Annotated in this window: 13 protein-coding genes; 6 read left to right on the top strand and 7 right to left on the bottom strand. The window is 52.6% G+C overall.

Going from position 1 to position 16,382, the window contains the following annotated elements; genetic code table 11:
* Positions 1 to 41 precede the first annotated feature (41 nt).
* The 7 genes from VIN66_RS09855 to VIN66_RS09885 form a co-directional block, all read right to left on the bottom strand.
* Positions 42 to 764 carry an SH3 domain-containing protein gene (locus VIN66_RS09855; RefSeq protein WP_331923825.1) on the bottom strand — a complete coding sequence of 241 codons (723 nt, stop codon included), beginning with the start codon at positions 762 to 764 and terminating at the stop codon, positions 42 to 44.
* Entirely contained in the window at positions 765 to 3,374 is a 2,610-nt protein-coding gene (locus VIN66_RS09860; protein ID WP_331923826.1) for a hypothetical protein, read from the bottom strand. It abuts the gene before it with no gap.
* 158 nt (positions 3,375 to 3,532) lie between these two features.
* The gene (recA, locus tag VIN66_RS09865; RefSeq protein WP_331923837.1) at positions 3,533 to 4,576 is read right to left on the bottom strand and encodes a recombinase RecA; all 1,044 of its coding nucleotides are present in this window, start codon (positions 4,574 to 4,576) and stop codon (positions 3,533 to 3,535) included.
* A gap of 62 nt (positions 4,577 to 4,638) precedes the next feature.
* Positions 4,639 to 5,139: a nicotinamide-nucleotide amidohydrolase family protein gene (locus VIN66_RS09870; protein ID WP_331923827.1), complete on the bottom strand. Its 501-nt coding sequence runs from the start codon at positions 5,137 to 5,139 to the stop codon at positions 4,639 to 4,641.
* Between the two features lie 104 nt (positions 5,140 to 5,243).
* Positions 5,244 to 6,464: a nucleoside permease gene (locus VIN66_RS09875; protein WP_331923828.1), complete on the bottom strand. Its 1,221-nt coding sequence runs from the start codon at positions 6,462 to 6,464 to the stop codon at positions 5,244 to 5,246.
* 66 nt (positions 6,465 to 6,530) lie between these two features.
* Positions 6,531 to 7,586, bottom strand: coding sequence for a sugar phosphate isomerase/epimerase (locus tag VIN66_RS09880; RefSeq protein WP_331923829.1), 1,056 nt, complete (start codon positions 7,584 to 7,586; stop codon positions 6,531 to 6,533).
* A 19-nt stretch (positions 7,587 to 7,605) separates the two neighbouring features.
* Entirely contained in the window at positions 7,606 to 8,772 is a 1,167-nt protein-coding gene (locus VIN66_RS09885) for a Gfo/Idh/MocA family oxidoreductase (protein WP_331923830.1), read from the bottom strand.
* A gap of 268 nt (positions 8,773 to 9,040) precedes the next feature.
* On the opposite strand from VIN66_RS09885, the gene VIN66_RS09890 reads away from it, so the two are divergent.
* From VIN66_RS09890 to VIN66_RS09915, 6 genes are all read left to right on the top strand, one after another.
* Complete coding sequence (locus tag VIN66_RS09890) at positions 9,041 to 10,081, top strand: LacI family DNA-binding transcriptional regulator (RefSeq protein ID WP_331923831.1); 1,041 nt, start codon at positions 9,041 to 9,043, stop codon at positions 10,079 to 10,081.
* Positions 10,082 to 10,122: 41 nt separating this feature from the next.
* Positions 10,123 to 10,815 (top strand): DUF1080 domain-containing protein, encoded by a 693-nt coding sequence (locus VIN66_RS09895; protein ID WP_331923832.1) that lies wholly within the window; start codon positions 10,123 to 10,125, stop codon positions 10,813 to 10,815.
* The gene (locus VIN66_RS09900; protein WP_331923833.1) at positions 10,812 to 12,494 is read left to right on the top strand and encodes a GMC family oxidoreductase; all 1,683 of its coding nucleotides are present in this window, start codon (positions 10,812 to 10,814) and stop codon (positions 12,492 to 12,494) included. The genes VIN66_RS09895 and VIN66_RS09900 overlap by 4 nt, the downstream gene beginning before the upstream one ends.
* Entirely contained in the window at positions 12,494 to 13,291 is a 798-nt protein-coding gene (locus VIN66_RS09905) for a gluconate 2-dehydrogenase subunit 3 family protein (protein ID WP_331923834.1), read from the top strand. Before VIN66_RS09900 ends, VIN66_RS09905 begins: the two co-directional genes overlap by 1 nt.
* 138 nt (positions 13,292 to 13,429) lie before the next feature.
* Positions 13,430 to 16,006 (top strand): DNA mismatch repair protein MutS, encoded by a 2,577-nt coding sequence (gene mutS / locus VIN66_RS09910; RefSeq protein WP_331923835.1) that lies wholly within the window; start codon positions 13,430 to 13,432, stop codon positions 16,004 to 16,006.
* Positions 16,007 to 16,064: 58 nt separating this feature from the next.
* A partial coding sequence (locus VIN66_RS09915) for a benzoate/H(+) symporter BenE family transporter (RefSeq protein WP_331923836.1) occupies positions 16,065 to 16,382 on the top strand: 318 nt, incomplete at its 3' end.

Raw genomic sequence — 16,382 nt, forward strand, 5'->3', positions numbered from 1 at the left:
AACCTGCTGCGCCGTTGCTGCCGCAGAAGCTAAACTCAGAGCTAAAAAAATACGCTGAAGCCAAGTTTCCATGTATCGATCTCTTCATTGTCATTTCGATCAGTAATAATCACGCTGCGCCGGTAACCTGCTCTGGCAATAAAATTCCGGCTCAGGTAATAGCGTAGCCCAAGCTCCATGCTGGCAAGGCTATTGTTACGATCCCGGGTTTGAACCAGGATCGTCCGTGGCGTGGTGCGCAGCAATCCGCCACCGATACCAAAATAAGGCGATACCACCCAGTGCGGCATTGGGCTGAGGTAAACGCTAAGCTCTGCCGACAGATTATCAGCCTGATCGCCATTGGCCTGGCCTATTGCCAGTTCGGTTTGTATGTAGGGAGTAAAGTTATAAGCCACTGACAGCTGATACAAACTACTGCCGTTAAAATCGCCCAGCAGCAAACCTGCCTCCAGCGAACGCTGCTCAAATGCCGCCAGCCGGTCATCACTGACTGAAAAGGTTTGCTGTTGCATTGTGACAAGCTGAGTCAGGTCGGCACGTGCCAGCCAGTATTTTTGCTGTTTGAATTGTACCTGCACCCAATCGGTGCGCCTTGTCAGTAGCGTTAGCTGCTCGCCTTTTAAGGCAACCTGCAGTACCGGGTAACCGCGCCCGGCGCCGGAATGCAGATTGACAAAATCGCCGCTGACTTTGACCACTACCGGCTCTGCCAACAGCGGCCAGGTTATCAGGCATAAACACAGTAGCAGGCTTCTCATCATCTACTGCTCCGGCACCACAAAAGGTGAGTTGTAATACTGGGCGCCAATATCGAGCCAGTCGGCAATCAGCTTAAGCTCTGCTGCTGATAAATAGTCTTGATGCGAACCGCCGCCAGTGAACAAGCTGAAAAACGAGGCGCTGCCAAGCGCACTGTCGGCGCGCATACTGCTTTGCACCACCACAATGACTAATACCGGGATGGGATTGCCGTCATCGTCCAAAACTAAGTCACCATTGTCGTCGGTAACAAACACCGGGTTGCCATCCGCGTCGGTTGCCTGCACCTGCCGGTCAACCAGCACGCCACCGACCAGCTCTTGTTCATTGTCTGTGCTTAGCAATTCACGATAGCTGCGATACTGTGCCGGCTCCAAATCGGAAGGCTCTGCGTCCAGTTCAAGCTGTGCCACCGGCACACGGGCATTACCGGCGGCATCGGTGCGGCTATGACAGCTGACACAGGTATTATCTGCCACCACATCGCCACTAACCGGGTCAAGCTGGCGCCGCTCCAGTGTCCATAGAGGCTGGATATGTCTGGGGTAATCAATACGGATACGACAACTGGCCAGCCACTGGCTAAAACACTCAATGCCAGCCGGTAGCGGTGTTGTCAGGCTGTTAAAGCTGGTGAACTGCTCAGCATCAGGCGCACGCAGCGCAGGATCAGTCCAGATATCAAGGTAATGCAGGGCTTCACTAAGTTCGGACGTACCCTCGATCCGGGCAGCAGCTTGCGCCATCGTTTCACCGGCCTGAGCCTGCAATTGCGGATTAGTGTTGCTAAAGTTGCCATCGCTGGCAAGGCCGGGGTTAATACTGGGCGCTTCACCTGTCAGCCGGCCATGTGGTGCCGTACTTTGTGCACTATGGCAACCATTACAACTGCGCTTTTCTCCCGGGCGCAGCGTGATCCACTGCTGATGTAACGGCGATATTGCCTGGCTCTGAGCATTCAGCAGTGCCAGATTAAAAGGCACATTGGCCGGTACTTTTACCTGCACCGAGCCATCAGGCTCAATTGCAACAGTACCCAGAATTTCCCTCATTTGCTGTCGGCCGCTGACACCAAAAGCAAAGCCCGGTACATCGATAACCTCCGGCGGCGGTTGCGGTACACCGCGTACCAGTCGCAGATAACGGGCAGGTCTGTCAGCTGCAGTAGTTTGCATAGGATCAGCCAACACAGCCAAATCTACGCTACTGCTGCCAGCAAAATCGTACACGCTGCGAATATCCAGCACTGCAGCATTTTCAGCCGCAAGCTCGGCGCTAAGCGCTGGATTTTGCGGGATAAAAGCAGGCTCGGTATAAGGCTGCAACACAACAGGTTCAGTAACCAGCAAACCTTCCTGCCCCGGCCGCACCGGTACCTGAGTTTGCTTTTGGGTATCAAACAGCCAGAGCCCATACAGAGGTGCAGCTAATTCGGTTTCGGCATCAGGCGCTAACTGGGCACAACTTAGCACTGTCTGCTGTTGCACTACGCGGCACGGTGACCAACTGACCAGATAGCGGCCGGTACCGTCTTTCAGTGCGGCATAGCTATTTATCGCACCGGCCCGCTGTGGCTGGCTGCTGTTGTCAAACGCCCACGGAAACAGCGGCGTCTGAGCGGGCATATTCAACACTTCTCCGGCCAGAGGCTGCTGATTGTCGCTGGCTAATTCCAATGCGACACGCTGTGGCCAGCTATTATAGTAAGGCGCATCAACGCTACTGAGCGCCAGCGACACGCCACCATCATCCAGTACTACCGCTTTGGTAAATTCCACTCTTGACGCATCAGCACCAGTCTGATGTGAATGCCAGCCATACACCAGCTGACTGTCTGAGCCGTCCGGTTGCATCTGGTACCAATTGAACATTGAACGGTCGCCCTGGTTGTCCCAGCGACTGTAAAGCACATAGCCGTTGTCCAGTACCACCGGATAAAGATCATGACTCAAGTTGAAACTAAGTTGGCTGATACCACTGCCGTCGCTGTTCATCACATGCAGGTTAAATGCTGGCGAGTTTAAATCTTCATCCAGCGCAGTGTATTGCGGTTTAAATTCATCTAACAGGATCTGGCGGGAAGTGGTTTGACGGGTTGAACTGAAGATAATCCGGCCATCAGGTAAAAATGCCGGACTGATATCATGACCACGCTGCGCTAGCTGCACATCACTTATCAGTGGACTGACCGTTTTACTGCTCACATCGTAACGCCAAAGATCCCACTTTGGTTGCAGCTCGTCCGCCACGTTAGCCAACTGTGGCGCACGCAAGGCAAACAATAAGGTTAAACCATCTGGCGAAGCGACTAAATCTTTAACGTCATACAAGCTGTCTGCTGCGAACAAACCAGCGGTAAGCTCAGTCTCTGCCGACTCCGCAAACGCATTTTGCTTTAGCATTAAACGCGCACCGGAATTAAAAGCGGCAGGGTCAGTCAGGCGGCTTTGGTAAGCGGTATCATCAGGTAATAACAGCGGGCGTTCAACAAAAGCTAGGGCGATTTCCTGCACTACCGGATCGGTCGGTTCGTCGCGGACGCTGATGTCAGCGTCACAGGCAACCAGCAAAGCTGCTGCAGTGATAAGGCAAAGCCTTGTTATTATTATCATTATTATAGGTACCGGCTACCGATTACTGCATATTGCGTTAAGGGAGCTGCCGTAAAGGCGAAGTCTCAGCTTAGCGCTGGCTTAACAACAGAGCAAGTGAAAATTTATAACAAAAAAGCCAGCATAAGCTGGCTTTATTAACGTTAGATGAACAGTTTTTATAAATCGGCTTCAAATGCCTCAGGAACACTTTCTTCTATCGGCTTTTCACCCGGCTTTAGCAGTAAGCGAGTACGCAGCTCTTTTTCAATCTCATCTGAAACTGCCTGGTTATCCTGCAAAAACTTCATCGCATTCGCTTTGCCCTGGCCAATCTTATTGCCCTGATAAGCATACCAGGCGCCGGCTTTATCCACCAAACCCTGCGCCACACCTAAATCAATCAGCTCACCCAGCTTATTAATGCCGGCGCCATACTGAATAATAAACTCAGCCTGTTTAAACGGCGGGGCAACTTTGTTTTTGACTACTTTAACCCGGGTTTCGTTACCGGTAATTTCATCACCTTCTTTCACTGAGCCGATGCGGCGAATATCTAAACGCACTGACGCATAAAACTTCAGCGCATTACCACCGGTAGTAGTTTCCGGGTTACCAAACATAACACCGATTTTCATCCGGATTTGGTTAATGAAAATACACAGTGTGTTTGAGCGTTTAATGTTAGCGGTTAGCTTACGCAGCGCCTGAGACATTAAGCGCGCCTGTAAACCCATGTGGCTGTCGCCCATGTCGCCTTCAATTTCGGCTTTAGGTGTTAATGCTGCTACCGAGTCGACAATCACTACGTCTACTGCAGCTGAACGCACTAACATGTCGCAGATTTCAAGCGCCTGTTCACCGGTGTCTGGCTGCGATACCAGCAAAGCATCCACATTGACACCCAGCTTTTTCGCATACACAGGATCCAATGCATGCTCAGCATCGATAAAGGCACAGGTTTTACCGGCACGCTGCGCTTCGGCTATAACCTGTAGTGTTAACGTGGTTTTACCTGAAGACTCAGGACCATAAATTTCGACAATACGGCCATAAGGTAAACCGCCAATCCCCAGCGCAATATCCAGACCCAGTGAACCGGTTGATACCGCTTCAATGTCCAGCGCCGTGCTGTCGCCCAGACGCATAATAGAGCCTTTACCGAATTGACGTTCAATCTGACCTAAGGCGGCTGCGAGCGCTTTTTGCTTGTTATCGTCCATTTTAATATCCATGGTTGAGCCGGGCTTGCCGGACAATTAACACTGTATGCTCGTACAGTAGTCTAGTTTGATAGGGCTGTCAACAACTCGATGCTTTGTTTCAGTGCAAAATTGATGGCTTGCTGGCGTACTTGCTGCCGGTCACCGGCGAACACCAGATGACTGCTGGCAACCTGCCCCGCCAGATAAAAACCAAAACAGACAGTGCCTACCGGCTTATAGGCGGAACCGCCGTCAGGCCCGGCAATGCCAGACACGGCAATGGCAACATCCGCTGCGGCCGCCTTGGCTGCACCTTGCGCCATTTCACGTACGGTTTCTTCGCTGACAGCGCCAAACTGCAATAGTGTCGCACTACGCACCGCAAGTAACTGTTGTTTTGCTTTGTTGCTGTAGGTAATAAAGCCGCGGTCAACATAGGCGGAGCTACCCGGCACCGCTGTTAACCAGTAACCGATGCCACCGCCGGTACAAGACTCCGCAGTAGTAATGCTCCATTTCTTTTGTAACAGTAGCTGGCCCAGTTCCGTTGCCAGCTGCAGGCTGTCTGCTGCCGCTGTCATATATTATCCAACAGAAAATACACAGCGCCTATTATGCCGTCAGAGACGAAAGCGGAGCAAGTGCCAACTGCCAATGTTGGCTCCTGCCAGATTGGCGACGAGTACTACTTCGTTGCCGATAACTTCTCGTTGTGAAATAGCAAAGCAAACAATACCAGCACTATTGCCGCAAACCCGGCTGGGAACAGCCAGATGTTAAACCAGTTATGCCCGGCCATAGCGCTGTATTGCTCGGTGATATAACCTGCCACACTAAACCCAACCAGCATACCCACGCCATAAGTGGCCAGCGTGATCAGGCCTTGCGCAGCACTTTTAATCGCCGGGCCGGCTTTGCTGTTAGTGTAAATCTGCCCGGAGACAAAAAAGAAGTCGTAGCAAATACCATGCAGCGCAATACCGACTAACAACAGCGCCATGCCTTCACCGGCATCGCCAAAAGCAAACAGTACATAGCGCAGCACCCAGGCAAACATGCCAAGCAGTAATGTCAGTTTGATGCCAAAGCGGCCGAGGAACAGTGGTAGGGCTAACATAAACAGCACTTCTGACATCTGGCCCAGTGTCATCTTGCCGGTGGCATTTGCCACGCCGATTTCAGTCAGAAACGGATTGGTATTCTGATAATAAAAAGCCAGCGGAATACAAATTAATACCGAACTGATAAAGAAAATAGCGAAGTTTTTATCTTTTAACAGTTTTAGCGCGTCCAGCCCCAGCAGTTCACCTAAACGCAGCGCCTGGCCCCGCCCGGCGGGCAAGGTAGCCGGTAATGTAAAGCTGTATATACCCAGCACCAGCGACGCAACCGCACCCATCAGAAATGTGTACTTCAGCGCACCGGTACTTATACCAATCTGGCTATCCCAGCCAAAACCAAAACTGATCACCAGGCCGGCGACAATCCAGCCAACAGTACCCCATACCCTGATCTGGCCAAACTCAGCTTCAGGCTGTTTCAGTTGAGCAAACGCCACTGAATTCACCAGTGCCAGTGTTGGCATATAGGCCAGCATATACCCCAACACTAACGGATAGAAACTGGCAAAATCTACCGTGTGATACATCAGATACATTAACACCGCACCGGTAAGGTGCAGCATGGCGAGCAAACGTTCAGCATTAAAAAACCGGTCGGCCACCAGACCTATAAACAGCGGGGCGATAATGGCGCCCCACGACTGGGTAGAAAATGCCTGTGCGGTTTGCGCTCCATTGGCTGCCAGGTTCTGCGCCAGAAAGGTACCCAGGGTCACAAACCAGCCTCCCCAGATAAAAAACTGTAGAAACATCATCAGGCTTAAACGTAGTTTAATTATGCTCATGTCAATCCCCGTCGATCGCCCTGTCGGCAGGGCTTATTATTAAAAGCTTATCGTTGTTTTGTACTGTCAGTCTGTCAGCCCGAGAATGCGCCTGTTACGTGCGGTGTCTGTATTACTGCCGGCAAAGTCGTCAAAGGCTCGACTGGCTTTTTCAATCAGGTGTTGCTGAATAAAAGGAGCCCCTTCCTTCGCCCCCTGCCCGGCATCTTTTAAGCAGCATTCCCATTCCAGCACTGCCCAGCCATCGTAACCATACTGGGTTAACTTACTGAAAATACTTTTAAAATCTACTTGTCCATCACCCAATGAGCGAAACCGCCCCGGCCGGTTTACCCAGTCCTGATAACCGCCATACACGCCGCTCTGACCATTTGGCCTGAACTCAGCATCTTTGACATGGAACATTTTTATCCGCTGATGGTAACGATCGATAAAGGCAAGATAATCAAGCTGCTGCAGCACAAAATGGCTTGGATCAAACAGAATATTGGCACGCTGGTGGCCGCCGACAGCGGCAAGGAAGCGCTCGAAACTGGCGCCGTCGTGTAAATCTTCTCCGGGGTGGATCTCATAGCAAAGATCCACTCCAGCCTCATCGAAGGCATCAAGAATGGGCAGCCAGCGCTTTGCCAGCTCGGCAAAGCCTTGCTCAACCAGCCCGGCAGGCCTCTGCGGCCAGGGGTAAACCAAATGCCACAACAAAGCACCGGAAAAGGTCGCATGGGCGGTTAAACCAAGCCGTTGACTGGCTTTTGCCGCCAGCTTCAGCTGCTCAATGGCCCATGCGGTACGCTCTGCCGGTTTGCCTTTTAATGCGTTAGGCGCAAAGTTATCAAACAGCTCATCATAAGCCGGATGCACAGCAACCAGTTGGCCCTGTAAATGCGTAGACAGCTCAGTGATCTCGACCCCCGCGTCACGACAGCGGCCCAAAATCTCATCACAATAATCCTGACTGGCAGCAGCCTGGGTTAAATCAAATAACGCGCTGTCATTGGTGGGTACCTGTATACCACGATAGCCCAAGTCTGCCGCCCACTTAGCCATACCGGTTAATGAATTAAAAGGTGCAGTGCTGCCGGCAAACTGCGCCAGAAAGATGGCGGGTCCCTGAATACTCATATTTTGCTCCTGTATCAGCTTAGGCGGTAACCGGCACGTCCAGCCATTTTTCGCTGCTGGTGCTGCTTTGCGTTACGGTTTCAATAAAGGCCATGCCACGTAAACCCGCCGAAATACCAGGTACGCCTGTTGGCGTGCCCTGTTCAACACGGCGGATTGCGCTGGCAAAATCACGGTACAGATTCGCCATGGCTTCAAGGTACCCCTCAGGGTGTCCTGCCGGTAACCGGCAACGTCTTAGTGCTTCATCAGCAAGCCCGGGCTGACCTTTGCCGGCCCGCAGTAACTGAACCGGCGCACCGTGTGGCCGCAGCACCAGGGTGTTAGGCTCCATCTGCTGCCACTCCAGGCCACCTTTGCTGCCATACAGGCGGATTTTCAATGCATTCTCCTCACCAGCGCAAATCTGACTGGCAATCAGCACACCACTGGCACCGCCATCGGTTTTAAATAACGCTGCGCCATCATCATCAAGCCTGCGCCCTTCTATATGCGTTGCCAGATCTGCGCACAATTTGCTGATGCGCTGCCCACTGATAAACTCAGCCAGGCCGAAAGCATGGGTGCCGATATCAGCCATACAGCCGCTACTGCCAGCTTGCGCCGGATCGGTGCGCCAGCTCGCTTGTTTAGCCTGCTGCGCTTCAAGATTATCTGTCAGCCAGCCCTGCGGGTATTCAACATAAACCTTGCGCAGCACTCCTAACTCACCGCGGCTGACCAGCTCTCTGGCTTGCCATACCATAGGATATCCAAGATAAGTATGCGCCAGTCCGTACAACAAACCGGAAGCAGCAAGCACTTCGTGCAGCCGTTCGGTTTCTGACAGCGTTACCCCGGCGGGCTTTTCACTAAATACGTGAAAACCGGCCTGCAAAGCAGCAATGCTTATTGGCACATGTAACTGATTTGGCGTCACTATCACCAGCAACTGCATGCGCTGCTGCGCGGGTAGCGCCGCTTCTTGTTCCAGCAACTGCTGCCAGCTGTCATATACACGCTCTGGCGCAAGCCCAAGCGAAGCACCAGTGCGCTGGTTATTATCAGCATCCCGGCTGAACGCGCCGCAAACCAGTTCAGTCTGGCCATCCAGGGCTGCAGCATGACGATGTACAGCACCGATAAAAGCGCCCTCACCGCCACCTATCATGCCAAGGCGAATTCTTTGTTGAGAAACAACAGCCATAAAGAGTCCTTATCAGCCAATACTAAAAACTTGCCGGGAACAGAAACCTCAGCATCATCACTCTGCCTGCGCCAGACAACAGATGTAACGGATTACATTTGAACTTGTCAAGCCAACACCAGGTTAAAACCAACCAAATCAGTCTAAAAAACCGGCATAAATTAGCTTTAAGCCCGAATAAAGTCGAAATTTCTGACGAAAATCACTTTCATTTTAAGTCTATTTCACCTATAACAGCAAATAAAATGATATCGGTTACATTTTAAATATGTCTAACATCCGTGAAGTGGCCCGGCTGGCCGAAGTGTCAGTTGCCACCGTGTCCAGAGCCTTGCAACAACCTGAGCTGGTGTCCGTTAAAACGCGCAATAAAGTACTGGCTGCGGTTAAGCAGGCCGGCTATCAACCAAACTTGCTGGCGGTAAAGTTCCGTTCGGGGAAAAGCCACAACCTGGTGGTGCTGGTACCAACAGTAGCCAACGTGTTTTTTGCCCGGGTGATTAGTGGCATGCAGGAAGCAGCCCAACAACGCCGTTACTCGCTGTTGCTGGGTAACACTATGGCAGATGATAAAGCCGAAATTGCTTACGCCAGACTGGTGCAAACGTCGCAGGCCGATGGCCTGATCCAGTTGCGTGCGTTTGACCCTTTTGCCAGCCTGGATATGACAACAGAGCGCCTGCCGATGGTTAACGCCTGTGAAGTCCTGGACAAAGCGCCTTGCCCGGTGGTTACGCTGGATAACAGGGCAGCAGCCATGGCAATGACCGAGCATTTACTCAGTCTGGGCCATCGTAACATTGCGATGATTAAAGGCCCGGCGCGCAGCCCGTTAACCCGGGACAGGGTTGCGGGCTATCGGGATGCGCTGCAGGCCGCCGGCGTGGCGTTTGACGAAACCCTGTTATGCCCCGGTAACTTTACTTTGCAGTCGGGCCATCAGGCCACAATGCTGCTTCTAGCTCGCGACCAAAGACCAACGGCCATTTTCTGTGAAAACGATGAAATGGCCATCGGGGCAATTCAATGCCTGAAACAGCATGGTTTAAAAGTGCCGGATGACATATCCGTGGCCGGTTTTGATGATATCTCTTTTGCTGCGTTCACCGATCCTCCACTCACCACTGTCGCCCAACCGGCAGAAGAGTTTGGCCGCACCGCGGTTAATTTGCTGATTGATATACTGGAGCAAAAGCTGACACTGTTACCTAAAGTCATCCTGCCATTTGAGCTGGTATTACGTGGCAGCACCGGCCCGGTAAAAACGTCTGAGTTAGTAAGTGATACGCCAGCTGTGCATTTGACCTAACACATAACAACAAGCACAACGACAACAGGAGAACGACAGTTATGACCAGATTTTATCTACCCGCGTTACTGCTGGCATTTAGCAGTTTCAGTGCTCTGGCTGCTGATAATCAGCTAAGTGCAGAGGAACAGCGCAACGGCTGGCAGCTACTGTTTGATGGCAAAGATATGTCCAAGTGGCGCAACTTCAAACAGCAGGGCTTGAGCGAACAGTGGGTCATTGAAGATGGCACAATGAAGCTAAACGGCAAAGGCGGCGGTGATATTCTGACCAAAGCACAATACCAGAATTTTGACTTGAAACTGGACTGGAAGATCTCAGAGGTTGGCAACAGTGGTATTTTTGTTCTGGCTGACGAAGCAGGCCAACAGATTTACTCCCACGCACCGGAAATTCAGATCCTCGACAACGAGCGCCACCCTGATAATAAGCTGGCCAGCCATTTGTCCGGTTCTTTATATGACCTGATTGCCTCCCCTGCCGCCTCGCATAAAAAAGCCGGTGAATGGAACCAGGTACGGGTGCTGCTACAAGACAAGCAGCTGACCATCTGGCAGAACGGTGTGCAAACCGCCTCAGTAAAAATTCAAAGCCCACAGTGGCAGCAACTGGTGGCCGAAAGCAAGTTTGCTAACTGGCCGGGCTTTGCCGCAAAAAGCAGCGGCCACATCGGCTTGCAGGATCACGGTGATGTGGTGTGGTTTAAAAATCTGAAAATTAAAGAGCTGAAATGATGGACGATTTTTCCTACGAAGTACTGATTGTCGGCTCCGGCGCTGGCGGTGCCATGGCCGCGTACGAACTGACACGGCAAGGCCATAAGGTACTGCTGCTCGAAGCCGGCCGCAACTACGATCCCAAAACCGAAACACCGATGTTCAGACCCAATTCAGCCGCACCGCTGATGGGCGCATCGACGCCGGACAAAGATTTTGGCTTTTATGATTCCACCGTAGATGGTGGCTGGCAGGTACCGGGTGAACCCTACACCAAAGCCGAAGGTTCCGACTTTCTCTGGTGGCGCGCGCGCATGCTGGGCGGGCGTACCAACCACTGGGGGCGTTACTCGCTGCGTTTTAGCGAACATGACTTTAAAGGCAAAAGCCGGGATGGCCTAGGGGCTGACTGGCCATTTGAATACAATGACATTGCGCCCTGGTACGACAAAACAGAAGCGCTGATTGGTGTATGCGGTACCAACACCGGCCTTGACGATATGCCGCCCTCCGGCGAGGGTATATTGCAGCCGCCACCCACGCCCAGGGTACCGGAGCTATTAATTGCCGCGGCGGCGAAGAAACATGGTATCACTGCTGTACCTATGCACCGCGCAGTACTGACAAAACCATTGGATAGCAGAGCGGCCTGTTTTTATGCCACACCATGCGGTCATGGTTGTTCAATCGGTGCAGCCTTTCAAACCACCACCTCGTTACTGCCGATGGCGCAAGCAACGGGCAACCTGCGCATTATTACCGATGCAATGGTCAAAACCGTTACAGTCGATAGTAGCGGCAAAGTGACGGGTATCAGTTACATCGACAAGAAAACCGCGACAGAACAGCAGCTAAATGCCAGGGTGATTATTCTGGCTGCCAGTGCCTGCGAGTCAGCACGTATTTTGCTGAACTCTAAAACTACCAGCCACCCGAATGGCCTGGCAAACTCCAGTGGCCAGGTCGGCCGTAATCTGATGGACTCTACCGGTGCCGGCCTGTCAGCACTGGTGCCTGCGCTGATGAACCGCCCACGTTACAACGAAGATGGTCACACTGCGAATCATTTGTTTATTCCATGGTGGGGCCATAAAGCACAGGCGAATAAAGAGCTGGATTTCCCACGCGGTTATCACTTTGAGCTCGGTGGCCGTTTCAGTGAACCGGGTGCCTATGTCGGCGGTAATTTGCAAGGCTATGGGCCAGCACTGAAACAGCAGGTACGGGCAAACTATGGTGCTTATGTTAGTTTTGCGCTGCGTGGTGAAATGCTGCCAAACGAGCACTGTTACATGGATATCGACCCTGAAGTAAAAGACAAATGGGGTATTCCGGTGGCACGTTTTCACTGGCAATGGGCAGATCACGAGCTGAAGCAAGTTGCACACGGCCTGAAAACCGCTAAAGCGATCCTGGAAACCATGGGCGCTGAAGTGGGCGAGCTGCCAACGGCAGAAGAAGCTATTAAAAAAGGCGGCGAAATTATCCACGAAGTCGGCACCACCCGCATGGGTAGCTCCAGTGCTGACTCGGTAACCAACCAATGGGGACAGACCTGGGATTGTCCGAATCTGTTTGTTATGGATGGTGGCGTGTTTGCTTCTAACCCACATAAGAACTGCACTCTGACCATCATGACACTGGCGATGCGCAACAGTGCCTGGTTGGCAGAGCAGCTAAAAGCGGGGAAATTATAATGAAAAAACCTGGCTTGATACAGACAACCGCTGGCGATGACTTGCAGCAAGATCCGTTACCAGCTTACACCAACCGGTTGAGCCGGCGTGATTCATTAAAACTGTTGGCAGCGCTGGCCGCCAGTACCCTGCTGCCGGCATTGCCAGGCTGTGAACCGGTACCGACAGCGACCAAAATGGGCAACGCTACTGGCACAGAACACTGGCCAGAGCTGAAACTGCCGGCAATCGATGCCAAAGGTTATGGTAAAGACCCTAACCTGATCATGCCACCAGAAGCACCATGGCCGTTAACCTTAACCGCAGCGCAACTAACAATGCTGGCGCAGCTGGCAGATATTGTAGTACCAGCGGAGGGTAACTCACCGTCAGCGTCGCAGGTACAGGTACCTTCAGTGGTCGATGAGTGGGTCAGCGCACCTTATCCCAGCCAACAGCGGGATCGGCTGACCATATTGTCAGCGCTGGCGTGGATTGATGATGAAGCAAAACTGCGCTTTGACAGCCTATTTACGGCGTTAACGGCAACAGAGCAGCTTGCTATTGTTGATGATATTGCCTATGACAACGAGAACACACCGTCGCAATTTCAGCGCATTGCCAAAGCGTTTGCCCGACTGCGTAACCTGATCCTGGCTGCGTACTTCTGCACGCCGGAAGGTATTAAAGATATTGGCTACCTGGGTAACGTGCCTATTGCCGGTGCTTACCCCGGCCCAACAGCAGAGGCTTACGCCCACCTTGATAACACTCTGGCACAGCTTGGGCTGACTGAGTTTGCTTATCCGGTTGCTTAAGCAAATAAAATACGGCCGCTGATGCGGCCTTATTTTTTATTGAACCGACGGCCGTAATGCCGCATCGTGCGTAGCGAAAAACTTCTGTTATAATCCCCTGCTTTATCAGCACAAATAGCCGCGGATCAGACTATCTGTATGACCATAAGTAAAGACCTGAGCGCCCACACCCCGATGATGCAGCAGTATCTGGGACTTAAAAGTGAACACCCTGATATCCTGCTGTTTTACCGCATGGGCGATTTTTACGAGCTGTTTTTTGACGATGCCAAACGTGCTGCCGCCCTGCTGGACATCTCGCTGACCAAGCGTGGCCAGAGTGCCGGTACCCCTATTCCGATGGCGGGAGTGCCTTATCATGCCGTAGAGGGCTATCTGGCAAGGCTGGTGCAGCTGGGTGAGTCGGTCGCGATCTGCGAGCAGATAGGCGATCCGGCAACCAGCAAAGGCCCGGTTGAGCGCAAAGTGGTGCGCATCGTCACCCCGGGTACAGTAACTGACGAAGCACTACTGAACGAACGTCAGGACAATCTGCTTTGCGCCATTACCCAGTTACGCGGCCAGTTTGGTTTAGCCCAACTGGATATCAGCAGCGGCCGGTTTTTACTGAATCAGGTTGATAACAGCGATGATTTAGCCGCCTTATTGCAACGGCTGAACCCGGCCGAGCTGTTATATCCGGAAGATTTTGCCGAACACTATCTGGTTGAAAAACGCAAAGGTGCGCGCCGCCGCCCGGTGTGGGAATTTGAGCTCAGTACGGCCCGGCGTTTATTGTGTCAGCAATTTGGTACCAAAGATTTGCTGAGCTTTGGTGTGGATGAAGCGCCGGTGGCCCTGATGGCGGCCGGTTGCGTGATGCAGTATGTTAAAGATACCCAGCGCGCCGCTTTGCCGCATATCCGCGCCGTGGCACTGGAACGTGCACAGGACAACATCGTGTTGGATGCAGCCACCCGACGTAACCTCGAACTGACGCAGAATCTTGCCGGCAATTACGAACACACGCTGGCGGCTGTGCTGGACCGCAGCCAGACGGCGATGGGCTCACGCCAGCTTAAACGCTGGATCCACGCCCCGCTGCGTGATCAACAGGCGGTCAACGCCCGCCTTGATGCCGTAACAGAACTGCGGCAGGAATATGACGAGCTGCAAAGCGCATTAAAACAGATTGGCGATATCGAGCGGGTTATTGCCAGGCTGGCACTACGCAGTGCACGCCCGCGGGATTTCGCCCGCCTGCGCCAGGCGCTGCAACAACTGCCGGAACTTGCGCCGGCATTGGCTCAGTTAAATGCAGCTCAGCTGGTGCAGATCAGCCACGCAGCCAAACCGCTACCTGAGCTTTATGAGCTGCTGCAACGGGCTATTGTCGACACGCCGCCGGTGCTGATCCGCGATGGCGGTGTTATAGCGCCGGGGTATCATGCCGAACTTGACCAGTGGCGCGCGCTGGCAACAGGCGCCACCGATTATCTTGAGCAACTTGAACAGCGCGAGCGCGAGCGTACCGGCATCGCCTCGCTGAAAGTCGGTTTTAATAAAATACATGGCTATTACATCGAAACCGGTCGCAGTGCTGATACCAAAGTGCCGCCTGAATACGTGCGCCGCCAGACACTAAAAAACAATGAACGCTATATCATTCCCGAACTAAAAGAATACGAAGACAAAGTATTGGGCAGCCAGAGTAAAGCGCTGGCACTGGAAAAACAGCTATACGAGCAGTTGTTTGATTTGACGGCGCCCTACCTGGCACAGCTGCAGCAGCTGGCGCAGGCACTGGCAGAGCTTGATGTACTTTGCACCTTTGCCGAACGGGCTGACAGCTTAAACTACTGCCGGCCAACACTGACAACCACAACCGGCATTGTGCTGGAACAAGCGCGGCACCCGGTAGTAGAGCAGGTACTGACCGAACCTTTTATCGCTAACCCGTTAACACTCAATAGCACACGGCGCATGCTGATGATCACCGGCCCTAATATGGGCGGTAAATCAACCTATATGCGCCAGACCGCGCTTATTGTGTTAATGGCGTATATTGGCTGTTTTGTCCCGGCACAAAGTGCCAGCATCGGCCCGGTAGACCGTATTTTCACCCGTATCGGCGCGTCCGATGATTTAGCTTCAGGCCGCTCGACCTTTATGGTGGAAATGACAGAAACCGCCACCATTTTGCATCATGCTACCGAACATAGTCTGGTGCTGATGGACGAAATTGGCCGCGGCACCAGTACCTACGATGGCCTCAGCCTGGCCTGGGCCTGCGCCGATTATCTGGCAACAAAAATCAAAGCCCAGACCCTGTTCGCAACCCATTATTTTGAGCTGACCGAACTGGCCGAGCAGCTACCAGGGCTGGCGAATGTGCACCTGGATGCGGTAGAACACGGCGATGATATTGTGTTTATGCACCATATTCAGGAAGGCGCTGCCAGCAAGAGCTTTGGCTTGCAGGTTGCTCAACTGGCGGGTGTGCCTAAGCCGGTTATTCAGCGTGCACAGCATAAACTGCTGGAATTGGAACAGCATGCTAAGCCGCAAGTATCAAGCGCTAACGCAACTGTGTCGCCCCAAAGCGCATTACCGCCACAACTTAGCTTGCTGGAGACCGAGCACCCTATTATCGAACAATTGCGGGATATAAACCCGGATGATCTAAGCGCACGCCAGGCGCTGGAGCTGCTGTATCAGCTAAAACAGCAGTTATAGCTTGACTTAAAATGTATACATTTTAAATTAGGTATACTTTTTATGTTCAGGTGTAGTTATGCAAGTAAAAGACATCAGCCTGTCAGCCATAGTGGCAGGCTTTGTGGCAGTATTAGTGGGCTTTGCCAGCTCGGTAGCGATAGTGCTGCAGGCCGCAGCGGCGGCTGGCGCCAGCCAGGATATTATGGCGTCCTGGTTGCTGGCGCTGGGTATTGGTATGGCGCTGACATGTATCGGCCTGTCGTGGTATTACAAAGCCCCTGTTATCACCGCCTGGTCAACGCCGGGCGCTGCCTTACTGGCTACCAGCCTGCAAGGGTTAAGCATTAATGAAGCCGTCGGTGTGTTTATTTTTACCGCCGTACTGGGGCTGCTG

The sequence above is a fragment of the Rheinheimera sp. genome (genome assembly GCF_036568245.1).
Taxonomy (GTDB): domain Bacteria; phylum Pseudomonadota; class Gammaproteobacteria; order Enterobacterales; family Alteromonadaceae; genus Alishewanella.